The 21,257-nt window shown below is 47.8% G+C and carries 25 protein-coding genes and 1 pseudogene; 8 read left to right on the top strand and 18 right to left on the bottom strand.

The genetic code is table 11. The annotated features are described in order from the left end of the window. Positions 1 to 77: 77 nt before the first annotated feature. The 3 genes from IQ217_RS06035 to IQ217_RS06025 all read right to left on the bottom strand — a co-directional run bounded on the left by IQ217_RS06035 (position 78) and on the right by IQ217_RS06025 (position 1,708). Positions 78 to 962, bottom strand: a complete 885-nt coding sequence (locus IQ217_RS06035; RefSeq protein ID WP_194019273.1) for an S-methyl-5'-thioadenosine phosphorylase — start codon at positions 960 to 962, stop codon at positions 78 to 80. A gap of 254 nt (positions 963 to 1,216) precedes the next feature. After that, positions 1,217 to 1,453 carry a DUF3134 domain-containing protein gene (locus IQ217_RS06030; RefSeq protein WP_190598525.1) on the bottom strand — a complete coding sequence of 79 codons (237 nt, stop codon included), beginning with the start codon at positions 1,451 to 1,453 and terminating at the stop codon, positions 1,217 to 1,219. Positions 1,454 to 1,519: 66 nt separating this feature from the next. After that, on the bottom strand, positions 1,520 to 1,708 hold the full coding sequence (locus IQ217_RS06025) for a hypothetical protein (RefSeq protein WP_190598526.1): 189 nt from the start codon (positions 1,706 to 1,708) through the stop codon (positions 1,520 to 1,522). A gap of 190 nt (positions 1,709 to 1,898) precedes the next feature. On the opposite strand from IQ217_RS06025, the gene IQ217_RS06020 reads away from it, so the two are divergent. Beyond that, the gene (locus tag IQ217_RS06020; RefSeq protein WP_228023949.1) at positions 1,899 to 2,279 is read left to right on the top strand and encodes a hypothetical protein; all 381 of its coding nucleotides are present in this window, start codon (positions 1,899 to 1,901) and stop codon (positions 2,277 to 2,279) included. Between the two features lie 169 nt (positions 2,280 to 2,448). Next, on the top strand, positions 2,449 to 2,757 hold the full coding sequence (locus IQ217_RS06015; RefSeq protein ID WP_190598527.1) for a sll1863 family stress response protein: 309 nt from the start codon (positions 2,449 to 2,451) through the stop codon (positions 2,755 to 2,757). Positions 2,758 to 2,961: 204 nt separating this feature from the next. On the opposite strand, the gene IQ217_RS06010 is transcribed toward IQ217_RS06015, so the two are convergent. The 8 genes from IQ217_RS06010 to IQ217_RS05975 form a co-directional block, all read right to left on the bottom strand. Further along, positions 2,962 to 3,885 carry a PilW family protein gene (locus IQ217_RS06010; RefSeq protein ID WP_194019272.1) on the bottom strand — a complete coding sequence of 308 codons (924 nt, stop codon included), beginning with the start codon at positions 3,883 to 3,885 and terminating at the stop codon, positions 2,962 to 2,964. Between the two features lie 11 nt (positions 3,886 to 3,896). Further along, positions 3,897 to 4,295, bottom strand: coding sequence for a hypothetical protein (locus tag IQ217_RS06005; protein WP_228016911.1), 399 nt, complete (start codon positions 4,293 to 4,295; stop codon positions 3,897 to 3,899). A 271-nt stretch (positions 4,296 to 4,566) separates the two neighbouring features. Continuing rightward, complete coding sequence (locus IQ217_RS19465) at positions 4,567 to 5,115, bottom strand: pilus assembly FimT family protein (protein WP_190598530.1); 549 nt, start codon at positions 5,113 to 5,115, stop codon at positions 4,567 to 4,569. Between the two features lie 57 nt (positions 5,116 to 5,172). Then, on the bottom strand, positions 5,173 to 5,727 hold the full coding sequence (locus tag IQ217_RS05995) for a type IV pilus modification PilV family protein (RefSeq protein WP_228016916.1): 555 nt from the start codon (positions 5,725 to 5,727) through the stop codon (positions 5,173 to 5,175). Positions 5,728 to 5,844: 117 nt separating this feature from the next. Further along, complete coding sequence (locus tag IQ217_RS05990) at positions 5,845 to 7,023, bottom strand: DUF58 domain-containing protein (protein WP_194019270.1); 1,179 nt, start codon at positions 7,021 to 7,023, stop codon at positions 5,845 to 5,847. A gap of 6 nt (positions 7,024 to 7,029) precedes the next feature. Next, the gene (locus IQ217_RS05985) at positions 7,030 to 7,239 is read right to left on the bottom strand and encodes a hypothetical protein (RefSeq protein ID WP_190598533.1); all 210 of its coding nucleotides are present in this window, start codon (positions 7,237 to 7,239) and stop codon (positions 7,030 to 7,032) included. Beyond that, entirely contained in the window at positions 7,239 to 7,676 is a 438-nt protein-coding gene (locus IQ217_RS05980; protein ID WP_199309716.1) for a PIN domain-containing protein, read from the bottom strand. Before IQ217_RS05980 ends, IQ217_RS05985 begins: the two co-directional genes overlap by 1 nt. Positions 7,677 to 7,696: 20 nt before the next feature. Further along, positions 7,697 to 8,200 carry a DNA recombination-mediator protein A gene (locus IQ217_RS05975; protein ID WP_194019269.1) on the bottom strand — a complete coding sequence of 168 codons (504 nt, stop codon included), beginning with the start codon at positions 8,198 to 8,200 and terminating at the stop codon, positions 7,697 to 7,699. A 111-nt stretch (positions 8,201 to 8,311) separates the two neighbouring features. On the opposite strand from IQ217_RS05975, the gene IQ217_RS05970 reads away from it, so the two are divergent. Beyond that, a complete protein-coding gene (locus tag IQ217_RS05970; protein ID WP_194019268.1) occupies positions 8,312 to 10,999 on the top strand; it encodes a chloride channel protein in 2,688 nt (895 codons plus the stop codon). Here the strand turns inward: IQ217_RS05970 and IQ217_RS05965 are convergent, their stop codons facing one another. After that, positions 11,000 to 11,245 (bottom strand): hypothetical protein, encoded by a 246-nt coding sequence (locus IQ217_RS05965; protein WP_190598536.1) that lies wholly within the window; start codon positions 11,243 to 11,245, stop codon positions 11,000 to 11,002. Between the two features lie 355 nt (positions 11,246 to 11,600). On the opposite strand from IQ217_RS05965, the gene prfB reads away from it, so the two are divergent. Next, positions 11,601 to 12,720, top strand: a protein-coding gene (prfB, locus tag IQ217_RS05960) for a peptide chain release factor 2 (protein ID WP_194019267.1) whose coding sequence is annotated in 2 segments (ribosomal slippage) — positions 11,601 to 11,678 and positions 11,680 to 12,720 — 1,119 coding nt in all. Because the reading frame shifts where the segments join, the coding sequence is not laid out codon by codon here. Here prfB and cbiB read toward each other — a convergent pair. From cbiB to IQ217_RS19190, 6 genes and pseudogenes are all read right to left on the bottom strand, one after another. Further along, positions 12,691 to 13,698, bottom strand: coding sequence for an adenosylcobinamide-phosphate synthase CbiB (gene cbiB / locus IQ217_RS05955; RefSeq protein ID WP_194019282.1), 1,008 nt, complete (start codon positions 13,696 to 13,698; stop codon positions 12,691 to 12,693). The two genes, prfB and cbiB, sit on opposite strands and share 30 nt — an antisense overlap. Continuing rightward, on the bottom strand, positions 13,698 to 14,900 hold the full coding sequence (locus IQ217_RS05950) for a serine hydrolase domain-containing protein (protein WP_194019266.1): 1,203 nt from the start codon (positions 14,898 to 14,900) through the stop codon (positions 13,698 to 13,700). The genes cbiB and IQ217_RS05950 overlap by 1 nt, the downstream gene beginning before the upstream one ends. A gap of 25 nt (positions 14,901 to 14,925) precedes the next feature. Next, complete coding sequence (locus IQ217_RS05945) at positions 14,926 to 16,122, bottom strand: Coenzyme F420 hydrogenase/dehydrogenase, beta subunit C-terminal domain (RefSeq protein WP_194019265.1); 1,197 nt, start codon at positions 16,120 to 16,122, stop codon at positions 14,926 to 14,928. 297 nt (positions 16,123 to 16,419) lie between these two features. Continuing rightward, positions 16,420 to 17,277 carry a thiazole synthase gene (locus tag IQ217_RS18825; protein ID WP_276529753.1) on the bottom strand — a complete coding sequence of 286 codons (858 nt, stop codon included), beginning with the start codon at positions 17,275 to 17,277 and terminating at the stop codon, positions 16,420 to 16,422. Between the two features lie 90 nt (positions 17,278 to 17,367). Then, positions 17,368 to 18,393: pseudogene (thiO, locus tag IQ217_RS18820) on the bottom strand (glycine oxidase ThiO); the annotation flags it as partial. An 80-nt stretch (positions 18,394 to 18,473) separates the two neighbouring features. Continuing rightward, positions 18,474 to 18,605 carry a hypothetical protein gene (locus IQ217_RS19190; RefSeq protein WP_265583618.1) on the bottom strand — a complete coding sequence of 44 codons (132 nt, stop codon included), beginning with the start codon at positions 18,603 to 18,605 and terminating at the stop codon, positions 18,474 to 18,476. On the opposite strand from IQ217_RS19190, the gene ruvB reads away from it, so the two are divergent. From ruvB to IQ217_RS05920, 4 genes are all read left to right on the top strand, one after another. Continuing rightward, positions 18,579 to 19,655 (top strand): Holliday junction branch migration DNA helicase RuvB, encoded by a 1,077-nt coding sequence (gene ruvB, locus IQ217_RS05935; RefSeq protein ID WP_194015519.1) that lies wholly within the window; start codon positions 18,579 to 18,581, stop codon positions 19,653 to 19,655. The two genes, IQ217_RS19190 and ruvB, sit on opposite strands and share 27 nt — an antisense overlap. 36 nt (positions 19,656 to 19,691) lie before the next feature. Further along, entirely contained in the window at positions 19,692 to 20,090 is a 399-nt protein-coding gene (locus tag IQ217_RS05930) for a DUF4253 domain-containing protein (protein ID WP_194019263.1), read from the top strand. A 345-nt stretch (positions 20,091 to 20,435) separates the two neighbouring features. After that, a complete protein-coding gene (locus IQ217_RS05925) occupies positions 20,436 to 20,648 on the top strand; it encodes a hypothetical protein (RefSeq protein WP_194019262.1) in 213 nt (70 codons plus the stop codon). Continuing rightward, entirely contained in the window at positions 20,645 to 21,031 is a 387-nt protein-coding gene (locus IQ217_RS05920) for a type II toxin-antitoxin system VapC family toxin (protein ID WP_194019261.1), read from the top strand. Before IQ217_RS05925 ends, IQ217_RS05920 begins: the two co-directional genes overlap by 4 nt. Positions 21,032 to 21,257 lie beyond the last annotated feature (226 nt).

Genomic DNA, 21,257 nt, shown 5'->3' with positions numbered 1-21,257 from the left:
GGAGGGTCTGCGCCTAAGATGCATAATCCTCGGGCTGTGGGGAAAATTTGCCCAATTTTGGAACTTCCGCCATGCTTTTACCGGGAAGGGGAATAATATTTGTCCAAAAGCAAAGATAACTTTTCGTAGGTGGCGGCGGGAAACTTATCCGGGGGGGTCAGCACCGCATACCGTAGGGCGCTGTGGGCAATGGAATCAAAGGGATTGGCCGCTAATTGTTGAACTGTCTCCAGAATTACCCGTTGGGCATTAACCGCATTTTTTTGTAGGTTACCAATAACCATCTCCACCGTCACATGGTCATGGTCTGGATGCCAACAGTCATAGTCGGTTACCAGGGCCAAAGTGGCGTAGGCAATTTCCGCTTCTCTGGCCAACTTGGCCTCTGGCAGATTAGTCATGCCGATGACAGTCCCCCCCCAACTGCGATATAAATTCGATTCCGCAATGGTGGAAAAGGCTGGGCCCTCCATACACACGTAGGTTCCCCGGTTATGGAGCGTTACCCCCTCCAGTTCCAAACTGGCGATCGCCGTGGAGAGACACTGGGCTAACTGGGGGCAAATGGGATTACCAAAACCAATGTGGGCGACAATTCCCTCGCCGAAAAAAGTGGAGATCCGCTGGCGAGTGCGGTCAATGAACTGATCCGGAACAACCATATCCAAAGGTTTTGCTTCTGCCTGCAAAGAACCCACCGCCGACGCAGAAATTAAATATTTAACCCCCAACTGTTTCATGCCATGGATATTGGCTCGAAAAGGAATTTCGCTAGGTAAAAGGTGGTGCCCCCGGCCGTGGCGGGCCAAAAAAGCCACTGGTGTCCCGGCCAATTCCCCCACAATAAAACTGCCTGAAGGCGCCCCAAACGGCGTATCAAGGGTTACCTCCTCAACATTTTTGAGGGCGTCCATTTGATACAACCCACTGCCGCCGATGATGCCAATTTGTGCATTTACCATGGTGGAATTCTTTCCTCATGAGATTGGTTCGACAATTAAACTGTCCAAAGCGAGGGAAAGGTTACATCCTCCTCTTCACAAAAATCTGCCCCAATCCCTGGGATGAGATAAGGACTCCCCAATAACATCCTTCCCACTCACTCCTAGGTGGCCCCTGGGAATCCCCCCCTAAATATCCAAAAAGAAGATTCTCCCATGGCGATCGGAGTTTGTGAAAACTAGCTGGACAGCTAAGTTAACTTAGCTTTTCAGGCTTAATCTTCATCCATATCATCACTGCTATCATCACTATAGAGATTGTCATCCCCATCCATCAATTCAGCAATGTCCACATCTTCATCACTCATATTGCTGGTGGTACCCTCTTCAATTTCCCGATAAATCAAACGATTATTACTTTCTAGCCAGTCAATCAGGGACTGCTCACGGGTAACAGGTAAAACCGCCGCTGGCTCATAACGGGCTTCTCGACGGAGGGAAGGATTGTACATAGTGCTTAATGCTAACTGTTAAATTATCTATTTTGAGCGACCCACCATTCTAACAAAAATAGGATCCTAGTCAGGAACCGCTGGTAAATTTTGGATGAGCTGACGCAACACCTCGGTTTTTGTCCGCCCCTCCGCCGTACAGTAGCGCTCTAAATGAATCAAATCTTTTTCTGGTAAGCGAATCGTCAGCACTTTATCGGATTTCGGTTTTGTTCTAATCATTGCCCGCACAGAGTCCTTCTCTTTTCCCAGCATAGCAACTTTCAGTGGACTGACATGGCAATTTATAGGGCTTTGACGATTTCATTTGTAATAACAAAATAATTATAAAGTTACGACAATATATTTAAAGTTAAATTACTTTGAGTTGACAAAAGCACGACGGGGAGTTATAATGGACTTATAGCAAGGCAAGTACTTGCTGTCGTTAGATGGAGGGTTATCAATGGATAGCCAAAATACAGCACTGGAAAAAGAAACCACTGCTAAAAATAACCGCGGTCAACATATCAGCGATGGAAGCGAGCTAATTCCCTCTGAAGTTGCCGCTAAGGGATTGACAGAGAGGGAAAAGCCTCTGACTCCAGAGTCAGAAATGAAAGAAAACAAGGGCAAAGCGAATGCGCCCTCTTCCCCCAACGTTGAGCCTGCTTACCGGGTCACCGATTCGGGTTTGATTAACGCTTACCCGGTTTCTCCCCCCGTATCAGAAATTGATCCAGGCTCTAGAAAACAGTTTAGACGCAAGTTAATTGGTTTCGGATTGGCCGCCAACCTGGCTTTAGCCCTAATTGTGGTCGCCCTATCCATCACTGGTAGATTCTAGTCCTGACCCAGGACTAGGCTGATTCAGTCAAATAAGCATTCTAAAAAACAACACTAACTGGCCCCACTGGTGTGATGCCGGGAGATGTTCTACATTTTCTTTCCGATCGCCAGCCGGTACAGCTTTCGTAGAAAACCTACAGTAAACAAAATCAGAGAGGATAACATTTATGTCCAACCCCACCACCATGACTGCCCAAGAAAAAGAAGCCTATAAAGAGAAGGTAAGAGCAAAAATTGACAAGCTCAATGCCCAGATTGATCAAATGTCTGCTGAAGCTAGAGAAAAAGCCGCAGATGCCAATGTTAACTATCAAAAAGCCCTCAAAGATCTTCAGGCCCAACGGGACGCTTTAATGGGGAAATGGCACGATCTTCAACAATCTGGTGAAGCAGCTTGGGAAGAATTACAAGCAGGCTTAGAAAAAAGTTGGAACGAATTGTCCAACACATTTGAGCAGGTTAAGAAACAGTTCTAGTCTTGACATTGCCATCGCCTATTACTGGGGAAGCGGGAATTACCTCTTGCTTCCCCAGTTTTTTATTTCTATTTCTGATATTTGCAAATGCAGCAGGCGATCGCCCTTCAGCCAAAATATGAGTAAACAACACCAGAGTTAAATTTGATTTTTTAACTACTTCAATCTCATTCCTAATAATGATTATAGTGATTAACTCAATCCCTAGAACGATGCAGTAATGGTGCAAGCCAGTGAACCACCGGTACCAGTATAAGTATTGCCTGTCTTCACCCATACACCAGGACTAAAAACGAATGCGCTGCTAGAGTTCGCTACCAAGCTCATGCCACTAGAGAAGTTAATTGCTGGTCTGCCATCAACTGCCACTGTAACGCCCGTGCATGTTCCACTTCCGTTTAAAGTTGCAACTCCAGAAGCCGCCCGAGTAAAGGCAGTAGCAACAACTCGATAATTACCTGAGCTTGCTGAATTTCTGCCGGCACCAAGACCATCACTTGCTAACTTATCAGAACGACTAGTTAGCCTTAGCTCAACAAGGTTTGGGTTGCTATTATTGACACAGAGAAAAAACCCTGCACTTGGACTGGCGGGAAACTTAGTAGTTCCAGAAGCACACGTTTCGTTTCTCGCGGTTGCATTGGTGGTGATGGAATCTACAAGAATTGATTTTGTCCTGTTTGCAGGAGTGAGGTCTAGCTGTCCACTGGCATTCAATGGGGGACCACAACGGTAAATCGAACTAGGCCCCAACCATGGACTACCGGGAGGAGTTTTGGTATAGTAGACCACATTTACTTGGGAAGAAGCAATCGCTAAACCTATCACAAATTGCTCTCCGCTTGCCATTGCACAACTAACTGTACTAGTTGGTATATCGGCAGAATTTGTTGAAATAAAAGTCGCTTGCCTAATTTCGTCGGTAATAAAATCCGCGGCCCTAGTGGTATTGAAAACCAAGTCTCCAGAAACCTGGGAAGTGATATTGTCCTTGGTCATAATGACAATGGCAAACCCGACACCACTAACTACAAAAAAAGTCATAACTGAAGCAATCAAGAGCTCCAGTAAGGTGAAACCTTTTGATTTTTGTTCAATGCGGATTAACAAATACAACCAAATTTTCATAGCGAGTTCTCCTAAACATCTCTCTGGCAATGGGAAGACCCAATGGTGGGAGGTGCCTCCGAGTAATTACCAGTACGCATCATGCCAATCATATTTGACATTACTAAGCAATAGCGAATCCCCGTCACATTTTTTGACTCTATTACCATCGTACCTAAATTAGTCGAATTGCCCTTATAGGAAAAGCGAATATTAGGACCGGGGAAGTTATGATGGAATGCTACATTTTCCAGTGGCACTTCTCGATAGGGCAAACAGCCGCTGTACCTTGGATCATTATCAAGAAGGATCTTAGGGGGACTACTGCTGGGCGATAATTGCACTCGACATTCCTTGCCCATTTTAATGGCATTACGCTGGGCTTGCTGTAAAGTTTGCTTGAGGGTGTCAATCCCATTTCTAGTGTCCATTCTGGCCTTCATTCTCATAAATGACGGTATTGCCAAACTCGCTAAAATTCCCACTATCACTGCTACTGTTCCCACTTCAATCAAAGTCCAACCAAGTGATTTTTTTCGATGTCGATCAAACAGCTTGAAAAATAGGTAAAAAATAGTGCGACTGACCATAGGCTAACATCTCCGACGAGATCATTAGCTTTTAGTATATTTATTATCTCAAATAAAAACAGCGGTCCGGGAGATATCTCAGCAATTCTTCACGAAGCCAGAATTCTAATCTTCATGGGGCAGGGGTACAAGTCATTCCTTGATAATAACCGGAGCGCATAATGCCTATCCCGGAAGCTATCACAAGACAACGAGGTTCCAAGCTCGTTATTTCATGGGATAGAACTATAGTTTGGTCGGTTGACGCACTGGGATTGCCTTTGTAGGAGAATGTAACACTTGTGGTGCCAGAGGGAGATGACATTGTGATGCTCTGATTGGTTGGTATGCTAACCGGATTGGGAATGCAACCATTATTTGAACTTGCGCTGTTTTGCCTGATTGTTCTATTGGTAGTGTTAACATCCACCACACAACTGGAGCCTTTTTTAATTGCATTTCTTTGGGCTTCCTGAAATGCCCCCTGTACCTGGGCCATAGCCCCCCGGAGCTGATTTCTGGCCTGCATCTTGCCAAAGCTTGGCAAAGCCAAGGATGCTAAAATACTGACGATGACAGCAACCACTGCCACTTCTATCAGTGTCCATCCTTGGTGAGATGCCCTGGCGGGAGAGCTACAAAGGATTTTTGAAGGAAGCCTAGCACCATAACTTCTTGTCATCATGAACCATCCTCAACATAGATTATTTTTAAATCCGTTACCATCAATTTGCCTCGCCTACGGACCACAGGTAAGAGCGGCGGCCGGAAGAACTTCGGTGTAAAGACTGGCAAGAACATTTTTGTCGGCATCTGTAATTTCAGTGTTTCTGACTCTATAGTTAAGAGAAACGACATTTCCACTGAAAGCAACATCACGAGTCATCGTTGCATTCCTCCCCAAAATTGTCCTTGTACTTGTTACCATCGGGGGAATACCATCATTAGCCGCCATTGTTCCTGTATTAGAATAATTCTCACCAACATTGGGGCAATTGCTTACATCAGAAAAGGCAGCCGCATCAGATCGAACCCGTTCCAAATCCTCTTTGATCCAATAGCCTGCCTCAGCCTGTCTTTCTGCTTTAACCCGCATTACTGTTGCCATCACCATGGTATTCAGAGTTCCTGTCAGGAATAGAAAGGAAATCATTAAAGCAATCAGCACTTCAAACATGGTGAAACCCAGATCGCCATCACTGTCACTTTTGTGATGGGCAGATGGAGACTGACGAATCAAATTCCACAGCAAGGCACTGCGGGGTCGAAATGGTGGTGAAATAGCGTTGAACATAGCTGAACCTGACGAGAAATAAAACCCTGGGGGGGGCATATCGTGGCCGATAGGATTACTCTAACACCATTCCTTATGGAGTGACCCAGCACACATTCAGCATAAACACGTATTATTTTAAGCCTTAGCTAAAGATCCTTGGGAAAAATTCGGAGGTCGCTGCAATTGTTGAGACAAATCTTTACCATGCTCAACCATCAAGCCAGCACAAAGGGCAGAGCGGGGGGCGGATAATGATAATTCATCCGGGGAAGCAAAATAAAGCCAACGGCTATGGCTGGCTAAAGCTGTCATACTTTCTGCCCTACTAGTAAGCAATAACAGGGGAATCTTTTGGGGTAGTTCATGCTGGACTGCTTCGTTCATTTGCACCGCTGCCAGGGCTTCTAATACCGATCGCCCACCTGAGATTAAGCCAGCCCCCGCTGTCCAGAGTCGTACATTCAACTGGGCTCGCACAGCGTAGAAGTAGAGGGAAGCCGCTGCAATGACGGCCTGCTCAAAAATTTCTGCTTGCCATAAAGCACCACTATCAAGACAGATGACCAACTCCTGCCCCCCCGTCACTACTTCTAATTCCCGCACCATAAATTGGTCAAATCGGGCACTACTGCGCCAATGGATCAGTCTGGTGGGATCACCAAAACGGTAGGCCCGCAAAGTTTTAGTCATTCCCTCCGTCGCAGCTTGATAATGGCGATCGCTATATATCCGATCCTGATCCTCCGCCCCAATGGCATCCACCAAAGGACATTGCTGAAGCTTGAGTACCTGGGGATACACAATAGCCTTGGCAGGAACAGACCGACTACGGCGACACCAAAATAAACCTAAAGGAGTGCCGGTGCGTAACTGCAAATCTTGCCAGTGGTACACCCCTCGTTTTTGAGTAGGCTGGAAATAGCTCCATTGGTAAAAATCCTTGGGGGGCACAAGTTCGATCGCCTTACCTTGAGGCCGTCCTAGTTCCGAGGGCAATAGATCCCACACCTGGAGTAAACTTTTGGGTTGCTTGTGGTTATTGTGGAGCCGGAGGGTAATGGTCAAATCTTCCCCCGCACTTACTGGCTGGATCGGAAAACGCTCTAATTCCAACTGCCGGATCGATCGCCTGGGGAGAATGGCCGCAATGATCAACAGAGCAAAACTAATGCCACTGATGACATAAAGCCAACCAGCCATGGAGTTAGTGGCGGCACCAAATAGGCAGATGGCCAGCACCAAAAGTAACCAGCCAGCATAGGAAGGGGTCACCCAACGCCTTTCCAACCAATCAGCAAAATTCAATGATTTCATATATTTTTATTTGTCAAGATCCAGATTTTCCATCTCCGACAAAAACTGTTCCATAGTTAAATCTTCAAACAAGTCCCTCCGCTCCTCCGTATAGTTTCCGTATCCCATCGAAAACTGATTCAAAAAACGGATCGTATTGGAGATACCAACCTCTTTAAAGAGAATTTCTATGGCTTGTTGGGTGATTTCGCTGAGATTTTTCGTTTCAGTAATCATTAAGAGAACTCCGCAATTAATTCTAAAGGAGAAACAACTTTGGTTGGTCTGGTATCCAAACTTTTGGCTCGTTTCAAAAATCTATCGTCACAGGTGCAAAAGTATTTTGACTCTGCTTTAATTGAGAAGGCTAAATGTAGTGCATCCAAAGTTTTGATCCCCATACCCTCAAGCTCCTGTGCGTACTGTGCAATGTCGGCGCTCCCTGGCACAAACACATCTGTCTTCAACAAAATTTCTGCAATGTAAGCCTTTCTAATTGGTGATCTGATTTTATTTGCTTCAAACACCAAAGCTGGCGAAGAAACCAATTTAACTTGCCCTGATTCCCAAAGTACGAGGACATTCAAAATTGCTTCAGCTTCAACTGCTACCCTGATATGTGTTCTGGCATCTAGAGGACGCTGTAAAGTACACATATCGAGGTAAATTAGCATTAAAATTCACCGATCAAATTCTAATCAAAATAGAACAGAGTGACCAGTTTCCTTTGCTCCTCTGCTTCTGCACAGGTCTGCAACAGGGTGTGACTCTCGTGAAAAGCAAAGCAAATCAACTGCTGACAACGGCTGACAATTTCTCGGTTACAAATGGTACTCGCTTCCCCCAGGGAAAGACTATCATTTTCGGTATTTTCCACCAGATGAATCACTTGCCCCAACTGATTACGGGACTCCCTCGGCTGGCGGTCTAAACTTTGGGGCAAAATTACCGTGAGCAAATTAGGATCGGCCCGCATGGCTCCCTTAATAACAGCGGAGTTGGTGCCCGTAGCACCGGATGTGACCAGGTGATTGCCGCCCAAAACCAAGGCATAGCTCATCATTTCGATCAACTGTTGGTGGGTTATCGGCACATGGCGAGATCCCAATAGGGCAATGCGTTTAGAACCAGTTTGCTGAATAGCGGCCAGTTCCTGCGCTAAGGTATCTAGGGTAGGGATATTAACAACTTGGCTCAAAGACGCTCTCTTCAAAGGCTGTGGTGACCGCTGTTATTGTAACAAACTGATTGCCGGATGGCGACGCGATCCCCAAATTTGCCCTAAAACTGTTTTAGCAATTCTCTCCCCATGGCTTGGTTTCCCCTTTGGCAACGGTGGCTTCAATGGTTACGGTCCCGACACTATGGCCGCACTGCCATCGATAGCCGTTATGCGATCGCCGAAGCCTGTGTGATTGGATTTGTCTCTGCTCTAGCGGCCTTGGTGATCAAAAGTGGAGTTAATTGGCTGGGGTCTACCCGTTTAAGCTTAGCCGATACCTACGGGGCCATTTGGGTGTTGCCCTGCTTTGGTTTGGTATTTGGTAGTTTAGCGGGAATATTGATCGAACAATTTTCCCGGCCGGCGGGGGGCGGCGGTATTCCCCAGGTCAAGGCGGCCCTGGCCCGCTATCCCATTCCCCTGAACTGGCAAGTGGCCGTGGTGAAACTGGTGGGTACGGTGCTGGTGTTGGGGGGAGGCATGACCTTAGGAAGGAGAGCCCCCACGGTGCATATTGGTGCGGCCTTGGCGGCCCAATTGAGTCGTTGGTTTCCCACTTCCCCGGAACATCGTCGGCAAATGATTGCGGCCGGGGCGGCGGCAGGACTAGCCGCGGGTTTCACCACTCCCATTGCGGGGGTTTTATTTGTGGTGGAAGAGTTGATGCGGGATGTGTCCAGCTTGACCTTAGAAACGGCGATCGTGGCTTCCTTTGTGGGGGCTGTCACTTCTTTGGTGTTTCAATCCAGTGACCTTAATCTGGCCCACAGCTTGGGTAATAGTCCAAAGGTGGATTTCACCATGGCGGAAATTCCCTTCTATCTATTGTTGGGGATTTTGGCGGGAATTTTGGGGGTGTTGCTCAACCGCAGTATTCTCTCCTTACAAAGCTGGCAAAGAAAACAAAACCTATCCCTAGCTATTCGCATTGGGGTAGTGGGGTTAATTTCTGGAGTGGCGATCGCCCTCTTGCCGAGCTTTTTTCGGGACAATGCGGGACTGAGGGAATTTGTCACCTCCGGGGAGCTGAGTTGGCATCAAGTAATTTTGACTCTAGTGGCCCATTTTATTTTGACCATTTTGGCCTACAGCACCGATGCGCCGGGGGGACTGTTTGCGCCGGCCCTGGTAATGGGTTCGGCCTTGGGCTATCTAGTGGGGGAATTTGGCAATCATTGGCAAGACCAGATCACCCAAACCACCTTTGCGTTGGCGGGGATGGGGGCGTTTTTTACCAGTGTGGTGCGGGTGCCGGTGACGGCGATCATCATTGTGTTTGAACTAACCGGCAACTTTAATGTAGTGTTGCCCCTCATGGTGGCCTGTGCCACCTCCTATCTAGTGGCGGAAAGTCTATTTCCCCGTTCTCTTTATGACCATTTACTGGAAACCAAGGGGATCTTTTTAGCGGAGGAAAAGCCAGACCACGACTTTTTGGCCGATATTCGGGCCCATCAGGTAATGAAAACCGATGTGGAAAGCTTGGAGCAGAGTTTAACCTTAGCCCAGGTGCTGCCAATTATGTCCAATTCCCATCACCGGGGTTTTCCTGTGGTGCAGGGGGGAAAATTGGTGGGGGTATTTACCCAAACGGATTTGGCCAATGCGGCCCAGGAGTCGGTGCACATTGCCCTCAAGCAAATCATGACCCCCAATCCGATCACCGTGGACCCGGAAGCGCCCCTCAGTGATGTGCTTTATTTACTCAACCGCTATCAACTTTCCCGCTTGCCGGTGGTGGAAGGGGATAACAAATTGGTGGGTATTATCACCCGCACAGACATTATTCGTGAAGAGGTGAGTCAACTAGGGGGGCAAATTATCCATCCTCCCCATCCTGCCTACAGCGTGTACCAAACCCGATCGCCATTGGTGGGGGAAGGGCGTATTTTGTTACCGATCCGAGACCCCAACAGCGCCTTGGTGCTATTCCAAATTGCGGCGGCGATCGCCAAAAAGCAAAACTACGAAATTGACTGTTTGCAGGTGGTGAAGGTATCCAAGGCCCAATCTCCTTCTGTACAAAGGGTGCAATGGCAGAGGCAACGGCAACTGATGCAAAAATTAGAGCGCATTGCTCGGCACCAAGGGGTGTTGCTCCACACGGAAATCAAACTAGCCTTCAGCGTTACCGACACCATCCTTGACACCATCAGAACCCGCCACAGCGACTTACTAATTCTGGAGTGGCAAGGGGAAATGCCCATTGGGGGACAAATTTTCGGTGCCATCACCGATCGCCTCATTGACCAGGCCCCCTGTTCTTTGTTAATGGTCAAACAGGGCACCAATGTCCATGCCTATCCCCGTTATCTCTCTCCCATGGCCCACTGGTTGATGCCGGTGGCGGGGGGTCCCAACATTGAGCAGATGCTGAGCCTATTGCCGGCGCTGTTTTCCCTCTACCCAGAAGAAAATAATCCCCAACTGTTAATCTCCAAGGTCTATCTGCCTCAACAGTCCCAGCGCTACGATCCCTTTTATGACCTGAAAACTTTGGCGGAAAGGTGGGCGGAACAGTTACAACGCCCGATTATTCCCATTCCAGTTTGCTCCACTTCCATCGCCGATGCCCTCAGTGACCTGGCGGAAATGCGCCAATGTGCGGCGATCGTGCTGGGAGCTAGTCGGGAAGGGCTGCTGAAAAATGTCATCCACGGCAATCTACCGACTCAAATTGCCACCCAAACTAACACCACCGTGTTTATCTTCCGGGGGCCAGTGGATACTCCTCCGGCGATCGCCCCTCCCCTGGCAGACCAGTTGGCTGAGTAATTAACAATAAAAATTACTGCGGTCTAAAACGACTTCCCCATGGTCTGGAACCCAGGCAACCCAAGTGGTAGCAGAATTCTGACAAAGCAACTTCGCTTCATCAAAGGCATAATCCCCAGGAGTCTCCAGCAGTTTTACCCAGGTGTCTCGGTTATACGTAATATGACAAAAAGCATGCCAACCCACAGCCATATCATTGACTGGCATCGAAGCCGTTGCATTAAACAGGTTCGTTTGTGGCGACATAAGTCCTCTCCGTTTTACTAACCAGCAAAATCCGTCTAGAAAACCTTCCCGGCCCAATCCTTCCTAGGGATTTTCCGGTGGGCTGCTATCTAACTCCTCCATCCAGTTCCCAAAAAGACGGGAAACTTTAGGGACAGACTTTAGACCCCACCAACCGCATTCCAAGGTAAATTAGGAGCAAAAGGAATATTTTCTGTATCTATATTTACAAAATCATAGGGATAATAATTTGATTAGCCAAGCAAAATTAACAAATCTTGACACAGATGATAAGCTTTGTTGATGAATCGCCCCCGGTGCAGGGCAAACCCAATGGCCATATACTTGGGTTGGCGCCAAAGAACATTTTTTGCCAATGATCACTGAATTAACAGACCTCAAAAGAAACCTAGAGTTAATCTCCTCCCGCCTGGGGCAAACCCAGGACTATCTTTGACCTGCCGGGTTTAAAAGCAAAAGTTCACGATTTGGAGCAGTGCGCCGCCCAGCCAGATTTTTGGGACGATACTGACCAAGCCCAACAGGTTCTCCAGACCTTGAACGACACCAAATCCCAATTGCAGCAATGGCATACATGGCAACAGCAATGGCAGGATAGCCAGGCCATTGTGGAGCTTTTGGAACTAGAGGACGATGGGGCTCTGTTAACGGAAGCAGAAACCACCCTGGAGCAACTGCAAAAAGAATTAGACCGCTGGGAACTGCAACAATTATTGTCTGGGCCCTACGATGCGAAAGGAGCCACGTTAACCATCAATGCCGGGGCCGGCGGCACCGATGCCCAGGACTGGGCTGAAATGTTACTGCGGATGTACACCCGCTGGAGTGAAAAACAGGGTTACAAAGTCCATTTAGCAGAAATTTCCGAAGGGGATGAGGCGGGCTTAAAATCCGTCACGTTGGAAATCGAAGGACGCTACGCCTACGGTTACCTAAAATCCGAAAAGGGTACCCATCGACTGGTACGAATTTCTCCTTTTAACGCTAACGGTAAACGTCAAACTAGTTTTGCTGGGGTGGAAGTGATGCCATTGCTAGGGGAAGAGGCGATTAATTTGGATATTCCCGATAAAGACCTAGATATTTCCACCTCTAGGGCTGGGGGTAAGGGAGGGCAAAATGTGAACAAAGTAGAAACTGCTGTGCGGATTGTTCACCTACCCACGGGCTTAGCTGTGCGCTGTACCCAGGAACGTTCCCAGTTGCAAAACAAAGAAAAAGCCCTGGCCATCCTCAAAGCTAAGCTATTGATTGTGCTGGAAGAGCAACGCGCCCAGGCGATCGCCGAAATTCGGGGAGATATGGTGGAAGCGGCCTGGGGTACCCAAATCCGCAACTATGTTTTTCACCCTTACCAATTGGTCAAGGATTTACGCACCAACCTAGAAACCACCGATGTGAGTGGCGTGATGGACGGGGAATTGTCCGATTTTATTGAGGCTTACCTAAGGCATAGCACCCGCTTGGATAGCTAAAATTATCATCAATCCCAATAGCAACTGCCAGAGGAAAACCGTGCGAGAATACCATAAACCTTGGCTGATTTTGCCTATGGTTAAAGGCTGAACTGCATCTCCTAATAAAGGTTTGCTTTTCAACACCCCTTGGTAATAGTTATCGCCCCCCAGTTGCACTCCTAAAATGGCCGCATAAATAGCTTCGCTCCAACCAGAATTGGGACTGGGATCAAGGGGGCCGTCTCGACGGGCCATGGCCAAGATGTGCCTCGGTTTTTTCGACAGTAATGCCAGCATTAATACGGTGAGGCGACAGGGTAACCAAGTTAAGTAATCTTCTAGCCGAGCACTAAACCAACCTAAATCCGTATAGGGTTCCCGTTTATAGCCCACCATGGAATCCAAAGTACTGGCTGCTTTATAGGCGATCGCCAAAGGCCAGGGGCCAATAAAAGGCATGGCTAGTCCTAGTAGGGCATAAAAAAGGGGCGCTGTGACCCCATCCACCGTATTTTCCGCCACACTTTCCACGGTGGCCCGTAAAATCTCCGTCTCCGATAAATTATCTGTATCCCTGCCCACGAAGAGGGCTAATTTCTGTTGAGCAGTGGACAAATCCCTCATTTTTAAAGGTTCGATCACTGATCGAGCAGCCTGGGCTAAACTATGACCGGCAAAACAACTAGCAACGCCCACTATTTGTATAAATATTGCTAAAACAGGGGAGAATTTTTCAGCTAAGTGAACTATTAACCAAGCTAGAAAGCCACTGCCAATAATTATTTTTAATCCTAAAAAAATCCCCCATAAACGCTTAGCAGTTTTGCCTGTAACTTTTTTGATAATTAGCTGACTAGCAAAATTAATTGCCCAGCCAATCAATTGCACTGGATGTAACCAAGACTTGGGATCTCCCAAGAGAAAATCTAACCAGGCAGATCCTCCTAGAATAACCAAAGCATTGAGGGGAAAAAGATTTAGCTCTTCCACCATCATTATTGACTTTTGCAAACTAAATTTGGCTGGTCATCTAAGAGAGCTTGATAAACACCGACCAAAAGGGGTTTAACATTATTATTGTGATCATCGACGGCGCTATTAAATAAAGCAGAAACGATTACTTCATTACAAGGAAAATAGAGATAAAAAGAGCGATGGCCAAGGGTTTCCCCCTGGTAAAACCAATACTGACCCCAATCTTCGTGGTAACCCTGGACAACTCCTAAACCAAATCCCGTGGGTTCTGCCGCTGTTGTGCCCATAATCGGTTCACCGCTGGCAAGGGAAACTAATTGGGTTAACTTTTCTTTTTGCTGTGGGTTAAGTAATTGATCTTCGATAAATAAAGCCCTCACCCAATCGATAATATCCTGTGTATTGGCCACCAGACCCCCGGCGGCTCCAGCCCAGGAAAGATTCCTACTATCGAATGGTCTGCCTGTTAACTCAGGGTTAGTGTAGGGGTTAAAATTATTACCTTCCACCATGCGGGCTAAAATTCCTGGGGGATAGCTGGGAATGGGATAAAAAGTATTATCTAGCTCCAACGATTGCAAAAGTTTTTCATCAATTAGATCGGCATAACTTTGACCATAAACCTTTTCTAAAATGAGGCCACCCAAAGTATAAGCGGTGTTAGTGTAGGCGTAACCAGTATTTAAGGGAGGAGAGGGTAAATTAGCCCGAGGATATACCAAATCTACTAATTCCTCATCTTGCCAAATGCGCTCTGGACTCTGCACAAAACCATAGTTAAGAGTCGGGCTATCACTGTAGTTGGGTAACCCAGAAGTCATATTCAATAACTGGGTAATTGTTACGCCACTCCAGCGGTCATATTCTGGTAGATAGGTAGCAAAATTGTTGGACAAGGAAACTTTTCCTTCCGCTTCTGCTTGGAGGAGGAGAACAGCGGTAAAAGATTTGGTTATACTGCCAATTTGGAAAAGACTGTTGGCATCAATGGCGGGGCTGTTGGGACTATGGCTTTTATTGCCCACCACGTAGGTTTTAGTTTCTCCATCCCCTACCTTAGTAGACAACTGAATAGCACTGAAAAATTCATCCTGTTTATAGGTTTGATAATGTTCATCCAGGATATTTTGTACCTTTTCATCTAAGGCTTCTGCCCAGGCATTACCGGCGGGTAAACCCAAAAAAAATGCTAACGCACCGACCACAAATACGGATTTTTTCATAGTCTTTCTTGAATTTTATTGGGGTTTATTGCTGGGGAAGTTCATACTGCTCAACAATTTTTTGGGCGAAGGGGGGCACATGGTCGGCCAACTTTTCCGGATGATTCCGTTTAACGTAAAGATAGTTGCGGGTGAAGTGGGAATCAATGGAAAAGCGAGCATACTCTAACCCGGTGGGGCCAATTTTATCAATTACCAAACCCATTATTTTGGCCACCCACATGGGCAATGTTACCGCCTTATCATAGGCCGTAATGCCCTGTTGGACTGCCTGATGGCGATCGCCGCTGGAGTCCACCTGGCCGACGTTTAACTGGTCCTGCACTAGGTCTAGCATTTCCTGCCCCGTTTGATTGCGAACCACCAACCATTGCCAACCAAAGGGAGCGCCCATATAGCCGACCACAAGATCCGCTAAGCCGTTGACGTAATCAAAACAACTCATGCAGGAAGGGGCAAAAACTTCCTTTAATTGATTAGTTTTTAGACCAAAGAAGGGCACCAATTCCGTTGAACCATCTTCATGCTTGAAATGCACCCGAAAATCCTGCATAAACTCGTAATAAACCACCGTATCGGGGGATTTGCTGGTGGTTTCCAAGAATTTCTGTAGCCCCGCCCGGGAAACATTATCCACACAGGGGGTGCCCAACACATAGAGCTTTTCTAAGCCCAGTTGTTTTTCCACTGCCCGTAGAGCTTGGATTTGGCAACCCACCCCGATAACTAATAAACGCTTTAAACCAGACTTTTCCACTTCCTCCAACACCGATAAATTGGGGGAAAGGGTAGGTTTATTCACCTTCGCCGCTAGCACTTCCGCTGGGGTTTTGGCAATCACCACCTGGGGCTGAAAGCGATCTTCTGGAGTATTTTGCACACAGACCACCCCTTCCACCAGGCCTTTGTTCAACATTTCACAGCCAATGGTGCTGACAATGCCAGTCCACTGGGCTCCGGGGATGGGTTCTTGTTTACGGGCCGTGAGCATTTTTTCGTGCACCCCGAAGTAAACCTCATCTTCTTTGCCTAAATCCCGATGGCGGCCGTGGGTCTGCTCCTCCAGGTGGTCAAATTGTTGATTAATGAAAGCACAGGCTTCTTTGACGTAGTGGATATAGTAGGTGTCGCAAAGACCGCAATCACTACAGAGTTCCTTGGCGGGACGGGGACTACCGGGTTTGAGACCTTTGGCTTTCTGGTGGGGGGCAGGAACGGTCATGGAAAAGTTGGAAATTTGCAAAAAGTTTTAGCATTGTCACTGTTTTCCACGGTAGCGCAAAACCTGGGGCCCACCCATTGGCAATGGGAATAGTTGGCCATGGTTGCCGACGGATGTATTTTTGACTAACCCAAAACAAACCCAAGGGAGTAACGGCAAAGTTTTCCCAGTTTCTCAATGCTGGGGACAAATTTCTGCAGGTTTCTCCTTTCCTGATCCGTCGCCACCGAAGCTTGGGTACGTGATTTAAAAACGCTTAAAATCTAAAACATCGGTTCTCAAAACTCTTCGCCTGACTCAAACCACTAGGCCTGTCAGAGGAGAACTGGCATTGGCTTGATTTTTAATCGGCATTCGGCCCGACAAATAGGCTAGTCTTCCTGCTTGGGTGGCCATGCCCATGGCCTGGGCCATTGCTACCGGATTAGCCGCCATGGCGATCGCACTGTTGATCAACACCGCATCGGCTCCCATTTCCATGGCCTGGGCCGCTTCACTGGGGGTGCCAATGCCCGCATCTACCACGACGGGAACTTTGGCGTTTTCAATGATGATGGCAATGTTGGCGGCGTTACGGATACCCTGTCCGGAACCAATGGGGGAACCGAGGGGCATCACAGTGGCACAGCCCACTTCCTCCAGACGTTTAGCTAACAGGGGATCCGCGTTAATGTAAGGCAATACGGCAAAACCTTCTTTAACCAACTGTTCCGCCGCTTCTAGGGTACCAATGGGGTCTGGTAAGAGGTATTGAGTGTCGGGAATAACTTCCAGTTTGATGAAATTATTGTCTTCCTGCCCCAACAGTTTGGCCATTTCCCGCCCCAACCGGGCAACCCGAATGGCTTCCTCCGCAGTCTGACAACCGGCGGTGTTGGGCAACATCCAGATAGTGGACCAATCAATGGCTTCCGCTAGTCCTTCATGGCCTGGGGCATTGGTTTGCACACGGCGCACCGCCACTGTCACAATTTGGCAACCACTGCTGGCGACACTGTCCTGCATAGTGGTCAAAGAAGGATATTTGCCAGTGCCGGTCATGAGACGGGAGTGGAATTTACGGCCGGCAATTTCTAACAGGTCTTCACTGTCCGCCACATTTTCGGCAGCATGGGGCAGGGAAGGGTTAGCAACGGAGGGAAACACGGCAGTCATAGGGCGGCAGGGCAGTACGGGGGGATTGGGGGTGAAAAAACGTTGAGGGCTAAAAGCTTTGATGAGGGGGGGAACATTCCGGTCTAGGATTAAATCGCTGATCAGGACGGCGGTGATGGGAGCTAGCAAAATACCATTGCGGTAATGCCCGATCGCCAAAACGAGATTATCACAGGGGCCATAGCCCAAGAAAGGTAGTTCATCGGGGGTGCCGGGGCGAAATCCCCACCAAAAATCCTCAATGGCCCAATCGGCCAGGGCCGGGAAAAGTCTGATAGCCCGACTTAATAGGGTCTGAATACCCTGGGGTGTATTATGGGGCTCCCAGTCCACCCGTTCAGAGGTGGCCCCCACAATTAAACGTCCGTCCCGCCGGGGCACTAGGTAGGTTTGGGGACCAAAAAGCACCCGTTGCAAGGGATAGGGCTGGTGAGTTCCCGCTGGCATCCGCAGAGCCATCATTTGACCTTTAACAGGGAAGACCGGCAGGGGCAGTAATTCTTTGGCCCAGGAACCATTGGCCAACACATAGGTATCTGCTTGAAAAGACCCCTGATCTGTCAATAGTTCTGTTACTTGGCCATGGCGCTGGGCGATCGCCTGGACGGTGACCCCTTCCTGGATGCGGACTCCCAAGGATTGGGCGGCCTGCCGCAGGGCGCTGATTAGTTTGCGATTATCTACCTGACCGTCATCGGGATGCCACCAACCACCGATCACATCTTCCCCCAACCCCGGTTGGTAGTGGCGGATGGTTTCTCTGTCTAACCAAGGATTACTGCTGATATTGGGAGCATTGCCGTGGGGCGCTTCAAATACGGGGGAGAGAATGCCACAGGGGTTATAGCCCGTTTCCATCCCCGTTAATTGCGCCAACTTTTCCACCCATTCTCCATAACGCCAACGGGAAGCTAAACACAATTCCAGCATGGGGCCTGGGGCAATTTGTTCTGCGTGGGGGGCCAACATCCCCGCCGCCGCATGGCTAGCCGCCTGGGCAAAGTCTCGACTCAGCACCGTGACCTGTAACTGTCTCTGTTTTAATTTCAGTTCAACGGCGATCGCCAAACCGATGATGCCACCGCCAATAATGAGAACGTCACTGGTTGTTTGCATAACCTTAAAAAATCAACCCCTGAATGCTTGAACGCCATGGGCAAATCGGTGGGGGAGGTACCTAATTTCAGGTTAGCGGATTATCGAAAGCTGGGGGCTTTTTTCCCCTTGGCCTTGGCAACCCGACGGCGATCGCCAATGTAGGATGGGGGAGTACTGACCAGAGCTGAGCATTCCCCTGCGCCATGGCCATCAAACGTTCCGGCAACCAAAATTCTTCCCCCAATGTTAAATCCGATCTGCTTTCTCCGGAAGTCACTGCCCAGGAACGAAATGCTAACCCCAACTTTGAGCCCCCAGAGGCATCTCTACGGCCCCAAACCCTGGACGATTACGTCGGCCAACGGGATCTTAAGGAAGTGTTACGCATTGCTATTCAAGCGGCCCAGGGTCGGCAAGAAGCGATCGACCATCTACTGCTATACGGCCCACCGGGGTTAGGCAAAACCACCCTAGCTCTGATTTTGGCGGAGGAAATGCAGGTACGGTGCAAAATCACTGCGGCTCCAGCCCTGGAACGGCCCCGGGACATCACAGGGATATTATTGGCATTGCAACCAGGAGATATTTTATTTATCGACGAAATTCACCGTTTAAATCGCTTAACGGAGGAATTACTCTACCCCGCCATGGAAGATTTTCGTTTAGACATCACCATGGGCAAAGGGCAAAGTGCCAAAGTCCGTAGTTTAAATTTGGCCCGGTTTACCCTGGTGGGGGCCACCACCAAAGTTGGTTCCCTTACTTCGCCGTTGCGGGATCGGTTTGGCTTAATTCAAAGATTAAGATTTTACGAGTTGGATGAGTTGCAACAAATTATTCTCCGCACCGCCGGTTTGTTAGCTGTACCCATTTCTCCGGCAGGGGCCCAGGCGATCGCCCTGCGGGCCAGGGGAACTCCCCGCATCGCCAATCGTTTACTGAAAAGGGTGCGGGATTATGCCCAGGTAAAGCAACAACCGGAAATTACTCCCACCTTAGCTTCGGAGGCGCTAGATTTGTACCAAGTGGATAAACGGGGTTTGGATTGGACCGACCGCTTAGTTTTGCAAACTTTAATTGAACAATTTCAGGGTGGTCCCACCGGCCTAGAGGCGATCGCCGCTGCCACGGGGGAAGATGCCAAAACCATTGAGGAAGTCTACGAACCCTATCTGCTCCAAATTGGTTACCTGGCCCGCACTAGCCGAGGCCGCATTGCCACCGCCGCTGCCTACGAACACCTAGGGTTAACGCCCCCTAATCCCCTGCTGCCGTGGTAAAAAAGTTTAGTCGCAATCAAAAAAATCGATTATTTTATGTTTGATCCAACGGCAATTATTGAGCAACAAACCAACGGTATCAACTACGACATCACCACAGAAGACTTGATCGCTAAGCTGCAACAATGGGATGGGCAATATGGCATTGAAATTACTGAAGTTGCTTTTGACAGTTTGATTGTCCACTTTAAGAAATTACCGGCGGGTTTGGCGGCCCTGGCCAGGGAAATCTATGAATTTTGCCCCGATGTTATTGACCAGGGATTTGGCTGTATTGACGATGCTTTCCCGATGATGATGTCTGCAGGCCAGGAGCTTCCCCCTGAAACTCAAGTACTGTTGGCGGGGGTGGACTGGAATGATCCAGATTTTGCCTTGACCATATTGCAAAATTCTCTGCGCCAAGACCAGGCAGTTTTCCTCTGGTGGGATTAGAGTTAATGCCCTATTTCCCCCTTTCTGATAACACCGATACAGAATGTTACAATGGGTTCTCGAACCACCGTCTCCGTTATTGATCAGCATTGACAAAACGGCGATCGCCGAACTCATATAAGCAACTTTCACAATCTAAATCACGACGATCCCCAATACCTGATTTACTCAGAGATGATTTCATAAGTCCGCTGAGATCCGGCAATGACGAGGCTTTCAGTGTTTATCATAGCAAGAGTCTCAAATGGGATAAACACTTGCTGGGTAAGAATTTGAACACTCTTAAGATTTTCTTTGGAAATTAGCTCTCAGGCAGAAATACTTTTAGAAAAATTAATTTAGAAAATGATTAATCGCGAACAATTCAAAGCAGAATTAGACTCCGTTGACGATCTGACGATTGATATTTTACACAGCGTTATGGTTGCTCTTAAACAAAAGACTACAGCTTCTACAAATCATCTTGATTGGTCTATTAATAATCCCCTTAAGAATAGTATTGTCCATGAAAATGATGTTTTAAGTCCCAGTAGTGAAGCTTGGGATGCGGAACAATGATTGTTTTGGACACCCATGCTTGGTTTTGGTGGTTAGCGGAATCACCTGAAATTTCTCGTACAGCACTTGATTTTATTCAAAGTAGTGATGTTGTTGGTATTCCCGCCATCAGTTGCTGGGAGTTAGCCATGCTAGTATCTAAGGAACGAATTCAACTATCCATGGACGTTCAAGTTTGGATGGACTTAGCTTTTCAACATCCTAAGGTTACATTATTGCCATTAACCTCTGAAATCGCTGTTTTATCAACTCGTTTACCAGGTGAATTTCATGGAGATCCAGCCGATAGATTGATTGTAGCTACTTGTTTAGTTAATAAATCTTACCTAGTTACTAAAGACAAAAAAATAACAAGTTGGAATTATTTGCCAGTAATTTGGTAATTGAGTTTGCCTATCTTCAACTACCACTTTATTTTCCTCCCCACATGTACAAATCTTGATTGAGGAGATCAATACTTTGGCTTAAACATTCTGCAAAAATATCTACGTCGATACAGGTACGTTTCCTAGTGCAGGAATTAAAATCACTCGGCTCTGGCTTTCCTTCCTGATCGATACGGAATGTTAAGATAAATCGTTGAAGGATCGTTCCCTTGCTGGGAAAAAC

Origin of the sequence: Synechocystis salina LEGE 00031, assembly GCF_015207985.1 — a bacterium.
GTDB lineage: Bacteria > Cyanobacteriota > Cyanobacteriia > Cyanobacteriales > Microcystaceae > Synechocystis > Synechocystis salina.
The sequence above is the reverse complement of the archived record's forward strand: the minus strand, read 5'-3'. Positions and strand labels throughout refer to the sequence as shown.